13 protein-coding genes are annotated in these 21,973 nt (G+C 59.8%); 6 read left to right on the top strand and 7 right to left on the bottom strand.

Features of this window, described 5'->3' with window-relative positions:
• Nucleotides 1–41: 41 nt before the first annotated feature.
• The 6 genes from QA646_RS24210 to QA646_RS24185 all read right to left on the bottom strand — a co-directional run bounded on the left by QA646_RS24210 (nucleotide 42) and on the right by QA646_RS24185 (nucleotide 8,931).
• Complete coding sequence (locus QA646_RS24210) at nucleotides 42–845, bottom strand: Ku protein (RefSeq protein ID WP_283059278.1); 804 nt, start codon at nucleotides 843–845, stop codon at nucleotides 42–44.
• A 72-nt stretch (nucleotides 846–917) separates the two neighbouring features.
• Complete coding sequence (locus tag QA646_RS24205) at nucleotides 918–3,575, bottom strand: nitrate reductase (protein WP_283059277.1); 2,658 nt, start codon at nucleotides 3,573–3,575, stop codon at nucleotides 918–920.
• A gap of 46 nt (nucleotides 3,576–3,621) precedes the next feature.
• Nucleotides 3,622–3,972, bottom strand: coding sequence for a nitrite reductase small subunit NirD (gene nirD, locus QA646_RS24200; RefSeq protein WP_283059276.1), 351 nt, complete (start codon nucleotides 3,970–3,972; stop codon nucleotides 3,622–3,624).
• A gap of 4 nt (nucleotides 3,973–3,976) precedes the next feature.
• Nucleotides 3,977–6,427: a nitrite reductase large subunit NirB gene (nirB, locus tag QA646_RS24195; RefSeq protein WP_283059275.1), complete on the bottom strand. Its 2,451-nt coding sequence runs from the start codon at nucleotides 6,425–6,427 to the stop codon at nucleotides 3,977–3,979.
• Between the two features lie 19 nt (nucleotides 6,428–6,446).
• Complete coding sequence (locus QA646_RS24190; RefSeq protein ID WP_283059274.1) at nucleotides 6,447–7,718, bottom strand: nitrate/nitrite transporter; 1,272 nt, start codon at nucleotides 7,716–7,718, stop codon at nucleotides 6,447–6,449.
• Nucleotides 7,719–8,139: 421 nt separating this feature from the next.
• On the bottom strand, nucleotides 8,140–8,931 hold the full coding sequence (locus QA646_RS24185) for a phenylalanine 4-monooxygenase (protein WP_283059273.1): 792 nt from the start codon (nucleotides 8,929–8,931) through the stop codon (nucleotides 8,140–8,142).
• 123 nt (nucleotides 8,932–9,054) lie between these two features.
• On the opposite strand from QA646_RS24185, the gene QA646_RS24180 reads away from it, so the two are divergent.
• On the top strand, nucleotides 9,055–9,516 hold the full coding sequence (locus QA646_RS24180) for an Lrp/AsnC family transcriptional regulator (protein WP_283059272.1): 462 nt from the start codon (nucleotides 9,055–9,057) through the stop codon (nucleotides 9,514–9,516).
• Nucleotides 9,517–9,535: 19 nt separating this feature from the next.
• Here QA646_RS24180 and QA646_RS24175 read toward each other — a convergent pair whose 3' ends face one another.
• The gene (locus QA646_RS24175) at nucleotides 9,536–10,036 is read right to left on the bottom strand and encodes an Lrp/AsnC family transcriptional regulator (protein ID WP_283059271.1); all 501 of its coding nucleotides are present in this window, start codon (nucleotides 10,034–10,036) and stop codon (nucleotides 9,536–9,538) included.
• Nucleotides 10,037–10,168: 132 nt separating this feature from the next.
• On the opposite strand from QA646_RS24175, the gene hppD reads away from it, so the two are divergent.
• The 5 genes from hppD to QA646_RS24150 all read left to right on the top strand — a co-directional run bounded on the left by hppD (nucleotide 10,169) and on the right by QA646_RS24150 (nucleotide 21,952).
• On the top strand, nucleotides 10,169–11,278 hold the full coding sequence (gene hppD, locus QA646_RS24170) for a 4-hydroxyphenylpyruvate dioxygenase (protein WP_283059270.1): 1,110 nt from the start codon (nucleotides 10,169–10,171) through the stop codon (nucleotides 11,276–11,278).
• A gap of 55 nt (nucleotides 11,279–11,333) precedes the next feature.
• Nucleotides 11,334–12,695 carry a homogentisate 1,2-dioxygenase gene (gene hmgA / locus QA646_RS24165; RefSeq protein ID WP_283059269.1) on the top strand — a complete coding sequence of 454 codons (1,362 nt, stop codon included), beginning with the start codon at nucleotides 11,334–11,336 and terminating at the stop codon, nucleotides 12,693–12,695.
• 37 nt (nucleotides 12,696–12,732) lie between these two features.
• Nucleotides 12,733–13,758: a fumarylacetoacetate hydrolase family protein gene (locus QA646_RS24160; RefSeq protein ID WP_283059268.1), complete on the top strand. Its 1,026-nt coding sequence runs from the start codon at nucleotides 12,733–12,735 to the stop codon at nucleotides 13,756–13,758.
• Nucleotides 13,755–14,387: a maleylacetoacetate isomerase gene (maiA, locus tag QA646_RS24155; protein WP_283059267.1), complete on the top strand. Its 633-nt coding sequence runs from the start codon at nucleotides 13,755–13,757 to the stop codon at nucleotides 14,385–14,387. The genes QA646_RS24160 and maiA overlap by 4 nt, the downstream gene beginning before the upstream one ends.
• A 296-nt stretch (nucleotides 14,388–14,683) precedes the next feature.
• Complete coding sequence (locus tag QA646_RS24150) at nucleotides 14,684–21,952, top strand: hypothetical protein (RefSeq protein WP_283059266.1); 7,269 nt, start codon at nucleotides 14,684–14,686, stop codon at nucleotides 21,950–21,952.
• Nucleotides 21,953–21,973: the final 21 nt, after the last annotated feature.

Raw genomic sequence — 21,973 nt, 5'->3', positions numbered from 1 at the left:
GCTAGAGCGACCTGGGTGCGTTCAAATGAACGAACGGCACTCTAGCGTTTGGCTTTCGAGGCAGCAGCGAGGCTCTTTTTCAAGGCATCCATGATGTTGATGACATTGCTCGGCGACGCTTCGGCGTCAGGTTTGGATTTGGCCGGCCGTTTCCGGCCATTCTTTTTCGCAGCAATCAGGTCGTGCAGCTTGTCCTGCACCGGATCGCTTGCCATGGAAGGCGCCCAGGGCTTCGTTTGCTCGTCGATCAATTGCAAGACGAGCGACATCAAAGACGGATCGACCTTGTCCGCTTTGACTGTTTCGAAATAGGCGGCGGCATCCCGAACCTCGTCGCCATAGCGCAATGTCCATAACACGATGCCTTTGTCGCGGGGCTCGAGCATAACGGCCCGCTCGCGGCGATACATGACCAGGCGGGAGATGCCGACCGTCTTTGTCGCTTCCATGGCATCGCGGATGACGCAGAAGGCTTCCTCGCCGACGGGGTCGTCGGGGGTCAGATAGTGCGGCTGGTCGAGCCAAATCCATTCGATGGAGTCGCGAGGGGCGAAGACATCGATATCGATGGTGCGAGTGCTTTCGAGCGCGACGGATTCCAGCTCGTCGTCTTCGATCAGCACATAATCGCCTTCGCCACGCTCGTAGCCTTTGACCTCGTCATCCTCCTTCACGGCCTTGCCGGTGACGGAGTCGACATACTGGCTGACCACCCGGCTCCGAGTCTCGCGGTTGAGGGTGTGGAAACGGATCTTTTCATTCTCGGACACGGCCGGCGTCATCGCGACGGGGCAGGTCACGAGCGAGAGTTTGAGATAGCCTTTCCAGAAGGAACGCGGCGCCATGTGTCGGTCTCCCGGTTTTCAAAACGGGAGACTTGACGCTTTGTTCCGCCCCGCGATCAGCCTTTGCGTCGGCTATTCCGCCGCGGTCGCAAGGCGCCCATCGATGATCCCGCGGATTTCGGCGCGGCAGGAGCCGCAATTGGTTCCGGCGTTCAGCGCTTTGCCGACGGCTTCGACGCTGTGGCAACCATTGCGAACCGCACCCACGATCTGGTTGACGCCGACGCCGAAACACGAGCAGACGGTTGCACCGGGGTCAGGCGTATTGGCGCCTGGCCGGCCGGCGACGAGGGCAAAGCGTTTGCGCATATTGCCGTGCGATGCTGAGAGTTGCGCGATTGCCCAGTTGCGAGCGACGGCCACCGGCTGGCGCGCCAGAAATAGCGCCGCAATCAGCCGGTCCCCGTCGAAGAAGGCCAGACGCAGATCGCCGGAAGTTTGATCGGCGTAACCGAGCGGTTCGACATCTGGAGGAATGTCGAATGTGGCGCGGCACCACTCCGCCCAATCTTCCTCTGCCTCGTCGAAAGCCAGTTCCGTCCGCCATCCGCCATCCGCCTTGGCGAGCGCCCAATAGGCAGCTTCGAGGTGCTGCGGCTTTGCCACGGAGACTGCAAAGCCGTAGTGTGATGCCTCGAAAGGACGCGCCGCAACAGCGACATTTTTCGAAGCCGGCTGGCCGGAAAAGGGATCGGTCACGGGTGCGACGACGGTATCGATGCGCGCCTTTGCGGCGAAGCTGTCATTCCAATGCATAGGCACGAACAGGCTGCTGCGCGCCTGTCGTTCCGTCACCAATGCCCGAACGATCACCTTGCCTTGCGGGCTTTCGATCTCGATCAGGCTGGCATCGCTGACGCCGATTTCGATCGCATCGCGGGGATGGATCTCAGCAAAGGGTTCGGCGATATGCGATGACAGCCGAGCGCTTTTGCCGGTGCGGGTCATCGTGTGCCACTGGTCGCGGATGCGGCCTGTATTGAGCGTGAACGGGAATTCCGCACTCGTGCGGTCCGAAACGGGCATCTTCACGGCCACGAAACGGGCCTTGCCATCGGCGTGAAAAAATCCGCCTTTGGCGAAGAAGCGCGTCGTCTGCGGTGCCGTTCCCGCAGGCTGCGGCCATTGGAGCGGCGAAAGCTCATTGTAGTCGTTGGCTGTGATCTGCTCGTAGGCGCCGATATCGAAATCCCGGCTGCCGTTGTTTTCAAAGCTGGAAAGGGCGGCATGTTCGGCAAAAATGCTCGCTTGTGAGCGGAAGGAGAAGGCTTCGGTGAAACCCATCCGACGGCCAACTTCGGCCATCTGCCACCAGTCCGGTTTCGCCTCGCCGGGCGAGGGGAGAAAGCCGCGCTGACGGGAGATCCGGCGTTCGGAATTGGTGACGGTGCCATCCTTCTCACCCCAGCCGAGGGAGGGCAGCAACACATTCGCGTGTCGCGTCGTATCCGTTTGCCGCAGGACATCGGAAACGACGACGAAAGGACAGGCCTTGATAGCTGCTTCGACCGCATCGGCATCCGGCATCGAAACCACCGGATTGGTCGCCATGATCCACAAGGCTTTGACGCGGCCGTCGGCAACGGCGCGGAACATGTCGACGGCCTTCAGTCCAGGTCGCGCTGCGATGACTGGGGATTTCCAGAAGCGCTGCACACGATCCCTATCGTCTGGATTTTCGATTGCCATATGGGCGGCAAGCATGTTGGCGAGCCCGCCGACCTCGCGTCCGCCCATGGCGTTCGGTTGGCCGGTCAAGGAGAAAGGCCCCATGCCGGGGCGGCCGATGCGTCCTGTGGCGAGATGGCAATTGAGGATCGCGTTGACCTTGTCGGTGCCGGAGGATGATTGGTTGACGCCCTGGCTATAGCAGGTCACGACCTTTTCCGTCGTTTCGAACAGGCGGAAGAACTCGCGCAGTTGCATAGCCGGCAGGCCGGTCTTGTCGAGCAGGTCGCTGAAGCTCAACGCCGAGGCTTCCGCGAAAGCGTCCGAGAAGCCTTCGGTATGGGTCGCAATGAAATTCTCGTCGATGGCGGAGCTCTGGGCCAGACGGGCAAGCAGGCCCGTGAATAGAGCGACATCGCCATCCGGACGAATTGCCAGATGCAGGTCGGCGATATCGGAGGTCATCGTCCGGCGTGGATCGATGACGACGACCTTCATTCCGGGACGCTCTGCCTTGGCGGCTGCAAGGCGCTGGTAGAGGACCGGATGACACCAGGCGAGATTGGAGCCGGTCAGGATCACCAGATCGGCCAATTCGAGGTCTTCATAGGTCCCGGGCACCGTGTCCGAACCGAAGGCGCGGCGATGGCCGGCAACCGAGGAGGACATGCAGAGCCGGGAATTGGTATCGATATTGGCCGAGCCGATAAAGCCCTTCATCAGCTTGTTGGCAAGATAATAGTCTTCGGTCAGAAACTGACCGGAGACATAGAAAGCGACCGAATCCGGACCATGGGCGGCGACGGTTTCCGAAAAACGGTTCGCCACCAGATCGAGGGCGTCGTCCCAGCTCGCACGCTGACCGCCGACCTCCGGATAGAGAAGCCGGCCATCAAGATCGATCGTCTCCGCCAGCGCCGACCCCTTGGAACAGAGCCGCCCGTAGTTGGAGGGATGATCTGGATCGCCTTTGACGGAAACCTTGCCGTCATCATCGATGCTGGCGATGACGCCGCAGCCGACGCCGCAATAGGGGCAGGTCGTTTTGGTCTCAGCGGACATCGAGGTGCCCTCCGGGAGCCGAAGATAGAACTGGGCGCAAAACCATCTATTCCGCCGCCATCATGAGACTATCGAGCTTGATCGACAGCACGCCGTTCTCATTGCGCACAGGGATGGTCCGAACCGAACCCTCGTCCGCTCCGAGTGCCTTGCCGGTTTCAAGCGAGATGACCCAATTATGTAGCGGGCAGGTGACGGCTGCACCATGCACGATCCCTTGCGAAAGCGGTCCGCCCTTGTGCGGGCAATGATCCTCGATGGCGAAGACTTCGTTTTCGGCGGTCCGGAAGACTGCGATCTTGCCCTGCGGTGTCTTCACGCAGCGCGCGCCGCGCAGCGGGATATCCGAGATGTCGCCGATTGGATGCCAGTTTTCATTGGGCCAGTTCATGTCCATCTCCTTACTCGGCGGCCTGCGGATAGCCGATCGTCGCCATCGGCTTGAACTCATGCTTGTCCTTGCCGGAGACACGCTCCGACCAGGGATCGACCTGGGCAAATTTCTGGCTGAAGACGAAGCGCTCGTAGTAGGCCTTGCGCTTTTCGCCGTCCTCCATGATCTGGCGACGGATCTCGGCGAGGCCGATGCGCTTTGCCCATTTGTATATGCGCTCGAGATAACGGGCCTGCTCGCGATACATCTGCGTCAGCGCCACGATATGCTCCAGCGCCTCGTCCTCGGTCTTGACGAGGCCGAGCACTTCCGTGCCCTTGATGTCGAGACCGGCCGCACCGGCGAAATGGATTTCGAAGCCGCTGTCGACACAGACGACGCCGATGTCCTTGCAGGTTGCTTCGGCGCAATTGCGCGGACAGCCGGAAACCGCCATCTTGAGCTTTGCCGGTGTCCACGAGCCCCACATGAATTTCTCGAGGCGAATGCCGAGACCGGTCGAATCCTGCGTGCCGAAGCGGCACCAATCGGAACCGACGCAGGTCTTCACCGTGCGCAGCCCCTTTGCATAGGCCTGGCCGGAGATGAAGCCGGCCTTGCCGAGATCGGCCCAGACGGCGGGCAGGTCTTCCTTGTGCACGCCCAGAAGGTCGATGCGCTGGCCGCCGGTCACCTTGACCATCGGGATCTCGAATTTGTCGACGACATCGGCAATGGCGCGCAGCTCGTTGGAACTGGTCACGCCGCCCCACATGCGCGGCACGACCGAATAGGTGCCGTCCTTCTGAATATTGGCGTGAACGCGCTCGTTGATGAAGCGCGACTGATAATCGTCCGCATATTCATCCGGCCAGTCGCAGACGAGGTAATAGTTCAGTGCCGGCCGGCATTTCGCGCAGCCGCAGGATGTCTTCCACTCCAGCTCCTGCATGACGGCGGGGATGGTCTTCAGCCCCTTGGCCTTGATCAGCCGGCGCACATCGTCATGGCCAAGCTCGGTGCAGGCGCACATCGGCTGGACGGCGGCCGGGTTATAGCTGTCGCCAAGCGTGATCGACATCAGTTGTTCGACGAGCCCCGTACAGGAGCCGCACGAGGCGGACGCCTTGGTATGGGCACGCACCTCGTCCAGGGATGTCAGGCCCTTTTCAGTGATTGTCGAGGTGATTTTGCCCTTGCATACGCCGTTGCAGCCGCAGATTTCCGCATCATCCGGCAAGGCTGCAACGGCCGCCATAGGGTCCAGAGGGGACCCTCCCTGGTAGGCCTGGCCGAAGATCAGCGTCTCGCGCATCTCCGAAATATCGGTCGCCTTCTTCTTCAGATCGTTGAACCATGCACCGTCAGACGTCTCGCCATAAAGCACGGTGCCGATGATGCGGTTGTCCTTGAGGATCACGCGCTTGTAGACGCCGGCCGCGGCATCGCGCAGCACGATTTCCTCGCGATCGTCGCCGTCGGCAAAGTCGCCGATCGAAAAGAGATCGATGCCGGTGACCTTGAGCTTGGTCGGCGTATCGGAATGCACGAAGCCGGCGGAGGTATCGCCGGCAAGCTGCGCGGCGGCAACGCGCGCCATCTCATAGAGCGGTGCCACCAGGCCGTAGACCTGACCGCCCACTTCGGCGCATTCGCCGAGCGCATAAATGTCGCCGTCAGACGTGCCCATGCCGGCGTCGACCACGATGCCTCTGTTGACGGCAAGGCCGGCGTCCTTCGCAAGCCCGGCGCTCGGACGGATGCCGGCCGCCATGACCACCAGCGTTGCCGGCACGATGGTGCCGTCAGCCAATTCGACGCCTTCGACTTTGCCGTTGCCGACGATCGCCTTGGTATTGGCCTTGGTGATCACCTTGATGCCGCGCTCCTCCACGGCCTTTTGCAGAAGGTAGCCTGCAGCCGGATCGAGCTGGCGCTCCATCAGCGTCGGCATGACATGCAGAACGGTGACATCCATGCCGCGCGAGCTGAGACCCGCCGCCGCTTCGAGGCCCAGCAGACCACCGCCGATGACGACCGCCTTGGCGCGGGATTGTGCAGCCAGCAGCATGGCGTTGACGTCGTCCAGATCGCGATAGGTCAGGACGCCCGGCAAATCGTTTCCGGGAACGGGGATGATGAAGGGCACGGAACCGGTGGCGATCACCAGCTTGTCGTAGCTTTCGGTGACGCCATGATCCGATGTGACGGTCTTGGCGACGCGATCGATGGCGACGATCTTATGGCCCTTGTAGAGGGTGATGTTGTTTTTGATGTACCAGCCATCGCCGTGGATGATGATCTGCTCATAATCCTTTTCGCCCGAAAGAACTGGCGAGAGCATGATGCGGTCGTAATTGACGCGCGGCTCGGCGTTGAAGATCGTCACTTCATAGCGGCCGGGCACCTTTTCGAGGAGATGTTCCAGCATGCGGCCGGGCGCCATGCCGTTACCGATGATGACAAGTTTTTGGGTCATGAGGGAGTTCCGATCCGAATTACTGGGCAAAAACGCTGGCGTTCGCTGCCGATGCGCTGTTCCGCTGCAATTGCCGGATGGAGAAATGCATCCACACCAGCGAGATGGCGACGATCGCGAAGAGCAGCATGAAGCAGCTCGACCATAGGCCGGTCATATCCTTGAGCAGGCCGAAAGCGATCGGCAGTATGAAGCCGCCAAGGCCGCCCATCATGCCGACGATGCCGCCGACAGCGCCGACAGCGCCGGGATAATAGGCGGGAATGTGTTTGTAGACCGCCGCCTTGCCGAGGCTCATGAAGAAGCCGAGGATGAAGATGACAACGATGAAGATAGCCGGGGTTATGCCGAAGGCCGGGCCTGTTGCGGTGGCTGCTGGCATCGAAAGGATCAAGGTTGCGAGCGCCGACACAGCCAGCATCGTATACATGACGCTTCGCGCTCCCTTCTTGTCGGAAACAATACCGCCGAAGGCGCGGAAGATGCTGCCCGGGATGGAATAGGCGGCAGCGACCATGCCGGCAGTCTCGAGGTTGAAGCCGTAGACGCCGACCAGATAACGAGGCAGCCACAGCGACAGGGCGACGAAGCCGCCGAACGCGAAGAAGTAATAGAGCGAGAAGCGCCACACCTGCACGTTCTTCAACGGCGCGAATTCCTGCAGCAGGCTCTTGGATGCGCCGCCGCCGTTGCGACGGGCGCGGAATGCCGGATCATCGGTCGTGGTGAACCAGAAGACGATCGCCATGACGGCAAGCACCAGCGCCCAGATCTCCGCGACTGCCTGCCAGCCCCATACGAGGAGGACGAAGGGGGCTGCGAACTTGGTCACCGCGGCACCGACATTGCCGGCGCCGAAGATACCGAGCGCCGTTCCCTGCTTTTCGGGCGGAAAGAAGGGTGAGACGTAGGCAACGCCGACCGCGAAGGAGCCACCTGCAAGGCCGACGCCGAGGCCGGCGATCAGCATCTGCGTATAGGTGTGGGCATAGGAGAGCAGGAAGGTCGCCAATGCGGCAGCCAGCATGGTGAGCGTGTAGACCAGTCGCCCGCCATAGCGACCGGTCCAGATGCCGAGGACGATGCGGACAAGCGAACCGGTCAGGACGGGGGTGCCGACCAGCAAGCCGAACTCGGCCTCGTTCAGGCCAAGTTCCTGTTTGATACGAATGCCGATGATCGCGAAGATCGTCCACACGGCAAAACAGATCGTGAATGCGAGTGTCGATATCCACAGCGCGCGTTGCGGTGCGTCAGAGGACGATGTCGGCGTTTGGTCAAAAGCAGGCATAGCTTCTCCGTGCGCGACAACGTCGCGCTTTTCTGGGTTCGAATTGAAACAAAAAAGCTGCCGGCCAGGGTTCGCGCACGCTGGGAGCGCGTTCGTTAATCCTGATCAGCAGCTTTGCCTGGAGCGCCCCACGTTGGACGCCAAATGTGTGAGCCTTATCGGCCTCAAAAATAAGAAAGCAAGTTGCGTGCCAAATTCAGTTAAGAAAAAAACGTAACATTATCAATGAGAAAGAAGATCACCGGCTTTGTGGTGGAATGGTCAAATCTTGGGCGGCCTTTGCTGCGGTGCACATTAATCGAGCAAGGCGCTTCTTAAAAATCGATAGAGCGACGTCGTCGGAATTGCCGACGAGTTGCGCTGCATTGCTCGCGCCGCCAACGGCGGATGTCAGCAGATGTCGTGACCCACAGCCGCCGGCTCACGAAGCCTTGGCTTCGAAGGCGGGCGGGAAATCACCCAGCGATTTCGCCTTGAGGATCTGGCCCTCGATATCCTGCTTCACGATCGCTTCAAGATCGGCGAAGCTGTCGATGACATAATAGATCGGCTGGACGATATCGATCCTGTAGGGAGTCCGGAGGACGCTTAACAGGTCGAACGGCCGAAATTCGCATGCCTTGCCTTCCATCGCCGCTTTCGTTTCACTTGGCGATGAGACGATGCCCGCGCCGAAGCAACGGCGGCCTTGCGGCGTGTTGATCAGGCCGAATTCGACGGTGAACCAGAAGATGCGGAACAGATGCCAGGAATAGCCTTTGCCGAGGCGCACAGCGGTTTCGCCGAAATGCCGCACGAAATTGGCATAGCTCTGGTTGGTCAGCAGCGGGCAGTGACCGAAAACCTCGTGGAACAGGTCCGGCTCCTCGATATAGTCGATATGCTCGCGGCGGCGCAGGAAGGTTGCGAGCGGGAATTTGCCCTGCGACAGAAGTTCGTAGAAGCGCGAGGGAGGAATGAGCGCCGGTACACCCTCGACGCCGAAGCCGGTGGTCTCGTTCAAGCGCCGGTTGACATCGAGAAGTTGAGGCACCTTGTCCGGCTTGAGCCCCAGGGTTTTGACGCCGTCCAGATATTCGCGGCAAGCCATATTGGCCAGCAGCTTCATCTGACGCTCGTAGAGTTCGCCCCAGATCGCATCTTCTTCGGCGGTGTAATCGTATAAACCATCCGGGCCGGGCAGTTTGGCGGTGTAGGTGCTTTCCATGGTCATATTCTAATCCTCCCAGGCACTGCGGTATTCTTGCAATTATGCTCCGGCCTTTGAGGATTTTCTTTTCTTTTATGCTGGCTATTGCCATATTGTTGGGAAATACTCTCGAATATGGCGCTGAAAATGAAAGAAAATGGGAGTTTTCACCGCAAGCTTCTGCAGCTCATCCAGGCCGATGGCAGTCTTTCGCTGGCAGAGCTGGCGGAAAAGGCCGGCATGTCGCAAAGTTCGGCCTGGCGGAAGGTCCAGGAGCTGGAATCCGACGGTGTCATCCGCAAACGCGTGACATTGCTGGATCCGGGCAAACTGGATCTGAAACTCTGCGTGATCGCGCATGTGACGCTGGAGGATCACCATGAAGAGGCGGTTGCGTCTTTCGCTTCGGTGGTCCTGGAACGGCCGGAGATCATGGAGTGCTACGCACTATCCGGCGCCTTCGACTATATGCTGAAGATCCGGGCAAAGGATGTGGAAAGCTATGAGGCCTTCATGACCCGATACCTCATGCGCAATCCGCATGTACGCACGGTCGTATCGAGTTTTGTGCTGCGCGAGCTGAAATTCTCGACCGAGCTGCCGATCTAACAGCGTGTGCGCAGGCAGTTCAACGCGAACTATCGCCATGCCATGTATGCGGCATAAGCACCGGAAATCCTTCAAATGTCTTGAGTGTGTCGAGGACGATCGACGTCTTCACGTGCTGCACCGACTCGTGAGGTAACAGAACGTCGTTGACGAATCTTGAGAGGTCGTTGAGCCCGCGGGTCGCTACCTTGAGGTGATAATCCATTTCACCCGTCAGCGCATAGGCTTCAAGAACTTCCGGCAGTCCGTTGATCAGTTGGGAAAATCGGCGGGCATTGTCCCTGTTGTGGGTTGCGAGCGTTACGGAAATGACCACCAGCATATCCAAGCCCAGCTTCTGCCTGTCCAAATTCGCCTGGTAGCTGCGAATATATCCTTCGGATTCCAATCTCGTCCGCCGGCGCGAGCATTGTGAGGGTGAAAGCGCGATCCGCTCACCCAGCTCGTTATTCGTCAGCCTGCCGTCTTTCTGAAGCTCTTGCAGCAGACGCAAATCCAATTTGTCGAGCTGTTCATCCATTGCAGAAAATCTCGAATATGCTCACGATCCATGCATAATATCTTCTCCAAGCATGAAGAATGCAAGAACTTTGCGCGCGTTTTGGGCCACACTTTGCATAGTCAAATTCATCTTCTCTCAAGGAGAAAGAAAATGGGTCCTTTCCCCCACGATGCGCCGCCTTCGGAAATAACCGCCGACAATCCGGCCGGCACTGACGGCTTCGAATTCGTTGAATTCGCTCATCCTGAGCCCGAAAAGCTGCGCGAGCTCTTCACGCGCATGGGCTACGTTCCGGTCGCCAAGCACAAGACGAAAGACATCACCGTCTGGCGGCAGGGCGATATCAATTACGTCCTGAACGCCGAGCCGGGCAGCCATGCCGCTCGTTTCGTCGCAAAGCATGGTCCCTGCGCCCCATCAATGGCCTGGCGCGTCGTTGATGCCAAGCATGCGTTTGATCATGCGGTGTCAAAAGGCGCCGTTCCCTATGAAGGGGATGACAAGGCACTCGATGTTCCGGCAATCGTCGGCATCGGCGGTTCACTGCTTTATTTTGTCGAGACCTACCGCGCGAAGGGGTCGGCCTATGACGCCGAGTTCGATTGGCTTGGCGAGCGTGATCCGAATCCGGAAGGGGTTGGTTTCTATTATCTCGACCACCTGACTCACAACGTTTTCCGCGGCAACATGGACAAGTGGTGGGATTTCTATCGCGAACTATTCAATTTCAAGCAAATCCACTTCTTCGATATTGATGGACGCATCACCGGCCTGGTGAGCCGCGCCATCACCTCGCCCTGCGGCAAGATCCGCATTCCGCTCAATGAATCGAAGGACGACACGAGTCAGATCGAGGAGTTTCTGAAGAAATATAAGGGCGAGGGCATCCAGCACATCGCGGTCGGAACGGAAGACATCTACAGCGGCACCGACAAGCTTGCCGCCAACGGCCTCCGTTTTATGCCGGGTCCACCGGAGACCTATTACGACATGTCCTATGCCCGCGTGAACGGCCACGACGAACCCATCGAACGTATGAAGAAACATGGTATCCTCATCGACGGCGAAGGTGTGGTGAATGGCGGCATGACGAAAGTCCTGCTGCAGATATTCTCCAAAACCGTCATTGGCCCGATCTTCTTCGAGTTCATTCAGCGTAAGGGCGATGAAGGCTTCGGGGAGGGCAACTTCCGTGCTCTTTTCGAGTCGATCGAGGCGGATCAGATCAAGCGCGGCGTCATCGGCACTGCGGCGGAGTGATCTCCACGCGACCCTACGCATGTGGGGTCGCGAAGTTTCCGGGAGGAATTGAGCGATGGAACAGGCAGTAACCCGAACTTCCGACGGTAAGGCTTCGGCGGCGAGCAAGCCGGAATACATGTCGGGATTCGGCAACGACTTCGAAAGCGAGTCGCTTCCCGGCGCTTTGCCACAAGGCCAGAACAGTCCGCAGAAATGCAATTACGGCCTCTATGCGGAGCAGCTTTCCGGCTCCCCGTTCACCGCTCCCCGCGGAACGAACGAAAGGTCTTGGCTCTATCGTATTCGCCCAAGCGTGCGTCACACCCGCCGCTTTTTGAACGCCTCCTATCCGCTCTGGAAATCGGCACCCTGCCTTGATGAACATTCGCTTCCTCTCGGGCAGCTTCGCTGGGATCCAGTCCCCGCGCCGACGGAAAGGCTGACCTTACTGGACGGTATTCGCACGATCACGACCGCCGGCGATGTCATGACCCAAGCGGGCATGGCAGCCCACGCCTATGTCTTCAACGAGGACATGGTGGATGATTATTTCTTCAATGCTGATGGCGAATTGCTGATCGTTCCCCAGGTCGGCGCTGTCAGGGTGTTCACCGAAATGGGCATCATGGACATCGAGCCCTTGGAAATCTGCGTCCTCCCTCGCGGCATGATGGTCAAGGTGCAGCGCATTGGCGACGAAAAGGTCTGGCGCGGATATATATGTGAGAATTACGGCGCGAAATTCACGCTGCCGGATCGCGGGCCTATCGGCGCGAACTGCCTGGCAAATCCGCGAGACTTCAAGACCCCCGTTGCCGCCTTCGAGGACAAGGAAACGCTCTGCCGCGTGCATGTCAAATGGTGCGGAAAGTTCTACGTCACCGAAATCGGGCACTCGCCGCTGGATGTGGTCGCCTGGCACGGCAACTACATTCCCTATAAATACGACCTGCGGACATTTGCCCCGGTCGGCGCGATTCTGTTCGACCATCCCGATCCGTCGATCTTCACCGTGTTGACCGCTCCGACCGAAAGCGCCGGCACCGCGAATGTCGATTTCGTGATCTTTCCGCCGCGCTGGTTGGTGGCGGAACACACTTTCCGCCCGCCCTGGTATCATCGCAACATCATGAGCGAGTTCATGGGCCTGATTCATGGCCAGTATGACGCAAAGGAGCAGGGTTTCGTGCCGGGCGGCATGAGCCTGCACAATATGATGCTCCCGCACGGGCCGGATGCCTCGGGCTTCGAAAAGGCATCCAATTCCGAGCTCAAGCCCGTGAAGCTGGAGCAGACCATGGCTTTCATGTTCGAGACCAGGTTTCCGCAGCAGGTGACGAAATACGCGGCTGAGATTGAAACGCGGCAGGATAATTATCTGGAGTGCTGGGACGGCCTGGAACGCAAGTTCGATGGAACGCCGGGCATCAAGTGACATCCGGCCAAGCATCCTCCGACACTGGGATTGGGACATGAAGCTTGCGACACTGAAAGACTCCACAAGGGACGGCCGGCTCGTCGTCGTCTCCCGCGATCTGACCCGCTGCTCCGAGGTCGGTCACATCGCCCGAACGCTGCAGGCAGCCCTCGATGACTGGGAGCATGTGGCTCCGAGGCTTGCCCTGATCGCGGAGGGTATCGAGACCGGAGCCCAGCCGACGATCCGGTTTCACGAACATGAAGCTGCCTCGCCTTTGCCGCGGGCCTATCAATGGGCTGATGGCTCGGCCTATGTCAACCATGTCGAACTGGTACGCAAGGCGCGCAACGCCGAGATGCCGGCCAGCTTCTGGATCGATCCGTTGATGTATCAGGGGGGATCGGACGGCTTCCTCGCGCCCCGTGATCCAATCGTGATGGCTGACGAGGCTTATGGGATCGACATGGAAGGCGAGGTTGCCGTCATTGTTGGCGATGTTGCCATGGGTTCGACTCCGGAGGCCGCCCGCAGCGCCATCCGGCTGGTGATGCTCGTCAACGACGTGTCGCTGCGCGGCCTCATACCCGAAGAGTTGGCAAAGGGCTTCGGCTTCTTCCAATCCAAGCCCGCATCGGCATTTTCTCCGGTCGCGGTGACGCCGGACGAACTTGGAGAAGCCTGGGATGGCGGCAAGGTGCATCTGCCGCTGCTTGTGACCTTGAACGGCAAGGCATTCGGCAAGGCAAACGCCGGTATCGACATGACGTTTGATTTTGGCCAGCTTATCGCCCACGCCGCCAAGACCCGCAATCTCGTGGCCGGAACGATCGTCGGCTCAGGAACGGTTTCCAACAAACTTGACGGCGGGCCGGGGAAGCCGGTGGAAGATGGGGGTGACGGCTATTCCTGCATCGCCGAGATACGGATGATCGAGACCATCGAAACCGGATCGCCGAAGACCCCCTTTATGCGCTTCGGCGATCAAGTCCGCATCGAGATGAAGGATCGGGCCGGGCATTCAATCTTCGGCGCGATCGAGCAGACGGTCGAGAGATATGAAGGGTCGAAGTCGCGATGAACGATGTCGTTCTCTACGATTATTGGAGATCATCAGCGAGCTACCGTGTCCGCATCGCGCTCAACATGCTTGAGATCGGCTATAGAGCCGTATCGATCAACCTGCTGGAAGGAGAGCAGAGAAGCCCAGACTATTTGGCGCTCAACCCGCAGGGGTTCGTGCCGACGCTGGTGATCGATGGAAGGACGCTGACGCAGTCGCTCGCAATTATCGAATATCTGGCCGAGCTTCGGCCGGAGTGTGGATTGCTGCCGTCTGACATTGCGGACCGGCAACACGTGCGGGCACTTGCTTACGCGGTCGCCATGGACATCCATCCCATATGCAATACGCATGTCGTGGCCCACGTCATGAACATAACGGGCAAAGCCGATGCCCGGGACGAATGGATGAAGCACTTCATCGGGGATGGACTTCGCAAAGTTGAAGCGATGCTCAGTGAATTCAATGGGGAATTCAGCTTTGGAGATCGGCCGACGATGGCGGATCTCTGTGTTGTTCCCCAGGTCTACAACGCCCGCCGCTGGGGAGTGGACCTGAGCGATTTCAAGCGCATTGTCGATATCGATGGCAAATGCGTCAAACTGCCCGCCTTTCAGGCGGCGCATCCCGACCGCGCGAAACCATAGCGGCAGACCGGGTTTTACAAGCCGTTGCGGCCTTTTACCCGCTTCAGAATGACCAAAGGCTGGTCCGGCATCGACGAACGCCTCGATCCATTTGGTTTTACGACGGAAAATCATCCGGACGGCATCTGATGGAGAGATCGACGAAAGCCGACCTACTTCAGGTTCAGGCAAGCCCCTTTTCGTACTCAGCTTTACAGGATGGCGGACTCACATGGCCGATGCTCGTTCAGAGCTTGGGCAGACAGGCCGCCTGTCGGTTGTTGAGGCGTTGGACCTCACGTTTAGGATTTGCGGGCATGACTTCGATCAGTTCTTCCCTAAGTGTCAGTCAGATCAGACTTCTGTCGACAGCGACGGTCGCCGCTTGGTCTACCGACGATGTGGCGTCGCTTTCCACAGCTCAGATCGCAGCGCTTTCTTCGGCTCAGCTCGCAGCTCTGGACACGGAGGATGTCAAAGTCCTCGATACCGAGCAGTTGGGCGCCATTTCGCAAGGCGCCATCATTGGTTTGACGCTGGATCAGTTGAGCATTCTCGATAAGCTTGCCATCGAAAGTCTGAGTTCGGGTCAGGTTTCCGCGCTCACGACAACACAGCTTCATGCTCTGACGACAGATCAGGCGGAGGCGCTGACCACGTCTCAGGTCGGCGCCCTCAAAGCATCGCAACTCGCGGCTCTGACTGCGGATGATATTGCGACGTTCTCGACCGCCGATATCGCGTCGATTGCCAGCAAGGCCATGTCGGGCCTGAGCACCGATGCTATCGCGGCGCTCTCCACCGAGCAGGTCGCCGCATTGACGACGGGCCAGGTCAGTGCTCTCAAAACGACGCAGCTCCAGGCGCTGGACACCGAGCAGTTGGAGACCCTGTCGACCGATCAGATTGCTGCCTTGAATACCAGCGCAATCGCAGGCCTGACGACCGATCAGATCGCCGTCTTGAGTACCGATCAGGTCGAGGCCTTGACCTCGGCGCAGGTGAAGTCGCTGAGCTCGGCGCAACTCGCGGCCCTCGGTTCGGATGATATTGCGACGTTCTCGACCGCCGATATGGCGGCGATCACGAATAAGGGCATCTTGGGCTTGAGTACCAAGATTCTGGCGGGGCTCAGCACCGGCCAGATCGCCGCTCTGGGCACCAGTGCGGTTGCAAGCCTGACGACCGATCAGGTCATGGCTTTAAGTGCCGATCAAGCCGAAGCCCTGTCGCCGGCGCAGGTCAAGGTGTTGAGTTCGACGCAGCTTGAGGCCCTTGGCACGGATGACATAGCCACATTCTCGACCGCCGATATCGCGGCCATTACGAACAGGGCCGTGCATGGCTTGAACGAGGATATGATTGCAGCCCTCACCACGGATCAGATCGCTGCCTTCAGCACGAGCGCGATTGCAAGCCTGACGACCAATCAGATCGTGGCTTTGAGTGCCGATCAGGTCGATGCTCTGTCGTCGGCACAGATCAAGGTGTTGAGTTCAATGCAGCTCTCGGTTCTGAGTTCGGAGGATATGGCGACGTTCTCGGCCGCCGATATCGCTGCGATCACGAATAAGGCCATCCCGGGCCTGGGCGCGGATATTATCGCGGGGCTCTCCACCGATCAGATCGCCGCATTGACGACGGCTCAGGTCGCCAGCCTCACGACGACGCAAGTCGCGGCCATGAACACGGATCAGGTCGAAACCTTGTCGTCGGCACAAGTGGCAGCGCTGACTTCGGCGCAACTTTCTGCCTTCGGCACGGAGGACATAGCGGTGTTCTCGACTGCCGATATGGCGGCGATCACGAGCAAAGCCGTGCCGGGATTGAGCACGGACATTATCGCCGCACTCTCCGCCGATCAGATTGCCGTGTTGACGACAGCCCAGATACACGCCCTGAAAACAACGCAGCTCCAGGCCTTGGACACCGATCAGTTGGATGGGCTGTCGACCACCCAGATTGCCGCTCTGAGCACCGGTGCGGTCGCAAGCCTGACGACCGATCAGATTGCGAGCATGAGCACCGATCAGGTCGAGGCCCTGACGACGGCACAGGTGAAGGCCCTCTCCTCGGCACAGTTTGGCGCGCTCAGCGCGGATGACATAGCGACATTCTCGACTGCCGATATGGCGGCGATTACGAGCAAAGGCATCTCGGGCCTAGGTACGGGCATTATCGGAGCCCTTTCCACCCACCAGATCGCCGCTTTGAGCACCGTCGCGATCCTAGGCCTGACGACGGATCAGGTCGCAGCTTTGAGCACCGATCAGGTCAAGGCCCTATCCTCGGTACAGGTGAAGGCGCTGAGTTCGACGCAGCTTGCTGCCCTGAGCACAGAGGACATAGCGGCGTTCTCGACCACGGACATCGCGGCGATCACCACCAAAGCCATACCGGGCCTGAGCACGGATGTTGTCGCAGAGCTTTCCACGAAGCAGATCTCTGTTTTGTCGACGCTGCAGATCGCTGCCCTCAAGACAGCGCAACTCGCTGCCATGAGCACGAGCCAGGTCGAAGCCCTGTCGTCGACACAGGTGAAAGCACTGAGCTCGACGCAACTTGCTGCCCTGAGCGCGGAGGACATAGCGACGTTTTCGACCGCCGATATCACGGCGATCGCGGGCAAAGCCATGCCGGGCCTGAGCACGGAGATTGTAGCAGCGTTTACCACAGGTCAGATCGCCGCATTGACGACGGCCCAGGTCGCTGCCCTCACGGCGGTACAGCTACAGGTCTTGAGCACCGATCAGGTCGAAGCCCTGTCGCCGACACAGGTGAAGTCGCTGAGTTCGACGCAACTTGCAGCTCTGAGCGGGGATGACATTGCGACATTCTCGACCGCCGATATCGCGGCGATCACCACCAAAGCCCTGCCGGGCATGAGCGCGGACACTATCGCGGCGCTTAGCACCGACCAGATCGCGGCGCTGACGACGCTGCAGATCACAGTCCTCAAAACCGCGCAACTCGCAGCCTTGAGCACCGATCAGGTCGAAGCCCTGTCGTCGGTCCAGGTGAAATCGCTGACTTCGACGCAACTTGGAGCCTTGAGCGCGGAGGACATAGCAACGTTTTCCACCGCGGATATCGCGGCGATTACGAGCAAGGGCATCTCGGGTCTGAGCACGGACACCGTCGCGGCGCTTACCGCCGATCAGATCGCAGTCTTGACGACTGCCCAGATTAGCGGCCTCAAAACGGTACAGCTTCAGGCTTTGGACGCCGATCAGATCGAAGCCCTGTCGACCGCCCAGATTGCCGCCCTGAGCACCAATGCAGTTGCAAGCCTGACGGACGATCAGGTCGCGGCTTTGAGCACCGATCAGATCGCGGCCCTGTCCACGACACAGGTGCAGGCGCTGGGTTCGGTACAGCTTGCCGCTTTGAGCGTGGATGACATCGCGGCCTTCTCCACCGCGGATATCGCGGTGATCACCAACAAGGCCATGCCGGGCCTGAGCGCGGATGTTGTCGCAGCTCTCACCACCACACAGATCGCTGCCCTGAGCACCAGCGCGGTTGCAAGCTTGACGGCCGACCAGATCGAAGCTTTGAGCACCGATCAGGTCGAAGCCCTGTCCACGGCACAGGTGAAGGCGCTGAGTTCAACGCAACTTGGGGCTCTGAGCACCGATGACATCGCGACCTTCTCGACCGCCGATATCGCGGCGATCGCGAGCAAAGGCATGTCGGGCTTGAGTGCGGATGTTATTGCAGCTCTCACCACAGTTCAGCTCGCTTCGCTGAGCACCAGCGCGATCACAAGCCTGACGACCGATCAGATCGATGCCTTGAGTACCGTGCAGGTCGGTCTCCTGTCCGCCGCACAGGTCAAGGCGTTGAGCGCAGCGCAAGTCGCCGCCTTGGGCGACGATGTTGCGGTCTTGTCTACCGACAAGATTGCCGTGTTGAGTACGTCGGGCGTCTCGGGCCTGACCGCCGATCAGATTGCGACCCTCAGCTCCAGTCAGATCGACGCCTTGACCAGTACTCAGATCGGTGCACTCAGCTCGACGCAGATCGCGGCTCTCAGCACGGGCGACATAGCATCGCTTTCAACGACCCAAATCGCGGCTCTGAGCACCGGTGGCGTCGCAGGACTTTCGACCAGCCAGATCGCTGCGCTCAGCACCAGCCAGATTTCGCTCCTATCGACCAAGCAGATAGCGGCGCTGAGTTCCACGCAAGTTGCTGCCTTGAGCACAGGCGACATAGCGGCTCTTTCAACGGCCCAAATCGCCTCCCTGAGCACCGGTGGCGTTGCAGGGTTGAGCTCCAAGCAGCTAGCGGTCCTCAGTACCAGTCAGGCGGAAGCCTTGACCAGCGCCCAGGTCGGCACTCTCAATTCATCACAGATTACCGTGCTTAGTGCGGATGACATAGCAACCTTCTCGACCAAGGACATCGCGGCGATCAGTTCGAGCGCGATCCCGGGGTTGTCGACAGCGACGATCGCTTCCCTGACGACGGCCCAGATCGCGGCCCTGAGTACGCTGGGCATCAGCGCTCTGAGCAGCGCGCAGATCGCGGCCTTGAGCACGGCTCAGGTGGAGGCTTTGACGAGTACTCAGGTCGGCGCACTGAGCTCGAGGCAGATCGCCGTCCTCGGCACGGACGACATAGCAACCTTTTCGACCAAGGACATTGCAGCGATCAGTTCGAATGCCATCGCCGGCTTGTCGACGGACACGCTCGCCTCCCTGACGACCGCCCAGGTCGCAGCATTGAGTACGTTAGACATCAATACGCTAAGCACCAAGCAGATCGCGGCCCTGAGCACTGCTCAGATGGAGGCTTTGACCAGTGCGCAGATCAGCGCCCTCAGTTCCGCGCAGCTTACGGTGCTGGGAGCTGACGACATCGCAACGTTCTCGACCAAGGAGATTGCGGCGATCGGTTCGGCCGCCATCCCCGGATTGTCGACGGATGCGATCGCCGCCTTGACGACGGCTCAGATCGCAGCCCTGAGTACGGTAGGCATTAGCGGATTGAGCACCAAGCAGATCGCCGCCTTCAGCAGCGATCAGGTCGACGCTTTGACCAATTCTCAGGTCGGTGCGCTCGGTTCGCGACAGATTGCGGCCCTGAGCACCGGCGAGATCGCCTCGCTTTCGGCGAGTCAGATAGCCTCTTTGAGCACGGCGGGTATGGCGGGTCTGACCACCGATCAGATCGCAGCGCTCAGCACCGATCAGGTCGAGGCCCTGACCAGTACGCAGATCGGTGCGCTCAGCTCGAAGCAGATTGCCGCCCTCAGTGCGGAGGATCTGGATACCTTTACCGCCGCGGAGATGGCCGCGATCGGCTCGATCTCGGTCTCCGGCTTGTCGACGGCAACGATCGCCTCGCTGACGCCGACCCAGGTCGCGGCCTTGGGCACGGCGGGCATATCGGGTCTGACCACGGATCAGATCGTCGTCCTCAGCACGGATCAGGTGGATGCCCTGACCACGGCGCAGGTCGGTGCTCTCACATCGAAACAGATTGCGGCCATGAGTACGGCCGACATCGCTTCGCTTTCGGTAGAGCAGGTCGCGGCACTTGGCACGGCAGGCATCGAGGGTCTGAGCACCGATCAGATCGCGGTGCTCAGCACCGATCAGGTCGAGGCACTGACCAGTACGCAGATCGGCGCGCTCAGCTCGAAACAGATTGCCGTCCTCGGTACGGACGATCTGGATACCTTCACGACCGCCGAGATGGCCGCCATTGGTTCGAGTGCAGTCTCGGGCTTGTCGACGGCAACGATCGCCTCGCTGACGCCGACCCAGGTCGCAGCGCTGGGCACGGTGGGCATATCGGGGCTGACCACCGACCAGATCGCTGTCCTCAGCACGGATCAGGTTGATGGCCTGACGACTGCGCAGGTCCATGCTCTCTCCTCGAAACAGATTGCGGCGATGAGCACTATCGACATCGCTTCGCTTTCGCTGGATCAGGTTGCTGCACTTGGCACGGTAGGCATCGCCGGCCTAAGCACCGCTCAGATCGTGGCACTGAACACGTATCAGGTCGAGGCACTGACCAGTACGCAGATTGGTGCGCTCAGCTCGAAACAGATTGCCGCCCTCAGTGCGGAGGATCTGGATACCTTCACCGCCGCGGAGATGGCGGCGATCGGTTCCAGCGCGGCCTCGGGCTTGTCGACGGCAACGATTGCGTCGCTGACGCCGACCCAGATCGCAGCCTTGGGCACGGCGACTATATCGGGCCTGACCAGTGACCAGATCGCAGTGCTCAGCACCAGTCAGGTGGATGCCCTGACGACGGCTCAGGTTGGTGCGCTGACGTCGAAGCAGATTGCGGCAATGAGCACTGGCGACATCGCTTCCCTTTCCGTGGAGCAGGTCGCGGCACTCGGCACGGCAGGCATCGCAGGGCTGACCACAGATCAGATCGCCGTGCTCAGCACCGATCAGGTCGAGGCACTGACTAGTGTGCAGATCAGCGCGCTTAGCTCGAAACAGATGGCTGCTCTTACCACGGCCGATTTGGATACCTTCACGACCGCAGAGATAGGCGCGATCAGTTCGAGTGCGATCTCGGGCTTGTCAACGGCAACGGTCGCCTCGCTGACGGCAACCCAGGTCGAGGCTCTGGGTACGGCGGCGATATCGGGGCTGACCACCAACCAGATCGCCGTCCTCAGCACGGATCAGGTAGACGCTTTGACGACGGCACAGGTCGGCGCTCTGACCTCCAAGCAGATTGCGGCGATGAGTACGGCCGATATCGCCTCGCTTTCGGTCGAGCAGGTCGCGGCGCTTGGTACGGCAGGTATCGCGGGCCTCGGCAGTGCGCAGGCCGGCGCTTTGACCATTGAGCAGGTCGAAACATTCTCGACCAATCAGATAGCTGCGTTGAGTTCGGACGCGCTCAAGGGCCTGACTGCGGAAATGCTGGACACCTTCTCGCCGGAAGAACTTGCCGCGATTAGCTCAGGCTCGATAAAGGGGCTGTCCACGGACTTCATCGCAACGCTTTCTACCGATGAGATTGCAGCCTTGAGCACTGGAGGCATCTCCGGACTGACGAGCGATCAGGTCAACGTTCTGAGCGAGGAGCAGATCGAAGCGCTCTCCACCAGCCAGATAGCCGCTATGAGTTCCGCCGGGCTTGCCGGGTTGACTACTGCGGATCTGGAAACGTTCTCGACTGACGAACTTGCGGCGATTAGCTCGACGGCAATCAGGGGATTGTCCACGACGGCTTTCGCGTCCCTATCCTCCGACGAGATCGCAGGTTTGACGACAAGCCAGGTTGCTTCGCTGAGCTACGTCCAGGTGGCGGCGATGAGTACTGCGCAAGTTGGAGCGTTGTCGGCATCGCAGGTCAGCTCCTTCAACGTGGTTCAGGCCGCCGCGCTGAGCGCGGATGATCTATCGGCGTTTTCCGCCGAGCAGATCGTCTCCCTGAATACGAGCGCAATCTCCGGATTGAGCACCACTGCGCTCGCCGCCCTGTCGACCTCCCAGGCTGAGGCCTTTACTCCGGCTCAGATCGCCGCCATGACATCGGCGCAGGTTGACGCGTTGGCGACGTCCGATGCCGCGGCAGACGCTTTGTCTTACCTGACAGTCTGACGTCGGCGGTGAGGTGGATTG

Source organism: Rhizobium sp. CB3090 (assembly GCF_029714285.1).
Lineage (GTDB): Bacteria > Pseudomonadota > Alphaproteobacteria > Rhizobiales > Rhizobiaceae > Rhizobium.
This window is presented reverse-complemented; position numbering and strand designations above follow the sequence as displayed.

Coding starts and splice junctions, on each gene's coding strand:
- QA646_RS24180 (WP_283059272.1), top strand. CDS start 9,055: ATGAAAGAAAATGGGAGTTTTCACCGCAAGCTTCTGCAGCTCATCCAG.
- QA646_RS24175 (WP_283059271.1), bottom strand. CDS start 10,036: ATGGATGAACAGCTCGACAAATTGGATTTGCGTCTGCTGCAAGAGCTT.
- hmgA (WP_283059269.1), top strand. CDS start 11,334: ATGGAACAGGCAGTAACCCGAACTTCCGACGGTAAGGCTTCGGCGGCG.
- QA646_RS24210 (WP_283059278.1), bottom strand. CDS start 845: ATGGCGCCGCGTTCCTTCTGGAAAGGCTATCTCAAACTCTCGCTCGTG.
- QA646_RS24150 (WP_283059266.1), top strand. CDS start 14,684: ATGACTTCGATCAGTTCTTCCCTAAGTGTCAGTCAGATCAGACTTCTG.
- nirD (WP_283059276.1), bottom strand. CDS start 3,972: ATGGACATGAACTGGCCCAATGAAAACTGGCATCCAATCGGCGACATC.
- maiA (WP_283059267.1), top strand. CDS start 13,755: ATGAACGATGTCGTTCTCTACGATTATTGGAGATCATCAGCGAGCTAC.
- hppD (WP_283059270.1), top strand. CDS start 10,169: ATGGGTCCTTTCCCCCACGATGCGCCGCCTTCGGAAATAACCGCCGAC.
- nirB (WP_283059275.1), bottom strand. CDS start 6,427: ATGACCCAAAAACTTGTCATCATCGGTAACGGCATGGCGCCCGGCCGC.
- QA646_RS24160 (WP_283059268.1), top strand. CDS start 12,733: ATGAAGCTTGCGACACTGAAAGACTCCACAAGGGACGGCCGGCTCGTC.
- QA646_RS24190 (WP_283059274.1), bottom strand. CDS start 7,718: ATGCCTGCTTTTGACCAAACGCCGACATCGTCCTCTGACGCACCGCAA.
- QA646_RS24185 (WP_283059273.1), bottom strand. CDS start 8,931: ATGACCATGGAAAGCACCTACACCGCCAAACTGCCCGGCCCGGATGGT.
- QA646_RS24205 (WP_283059277.1), bottom strand. CDS start 3,575: ATGTCCGCTGAGACCAAAACGACCTGCCCCTATTGCGGCGTCGGCTGC.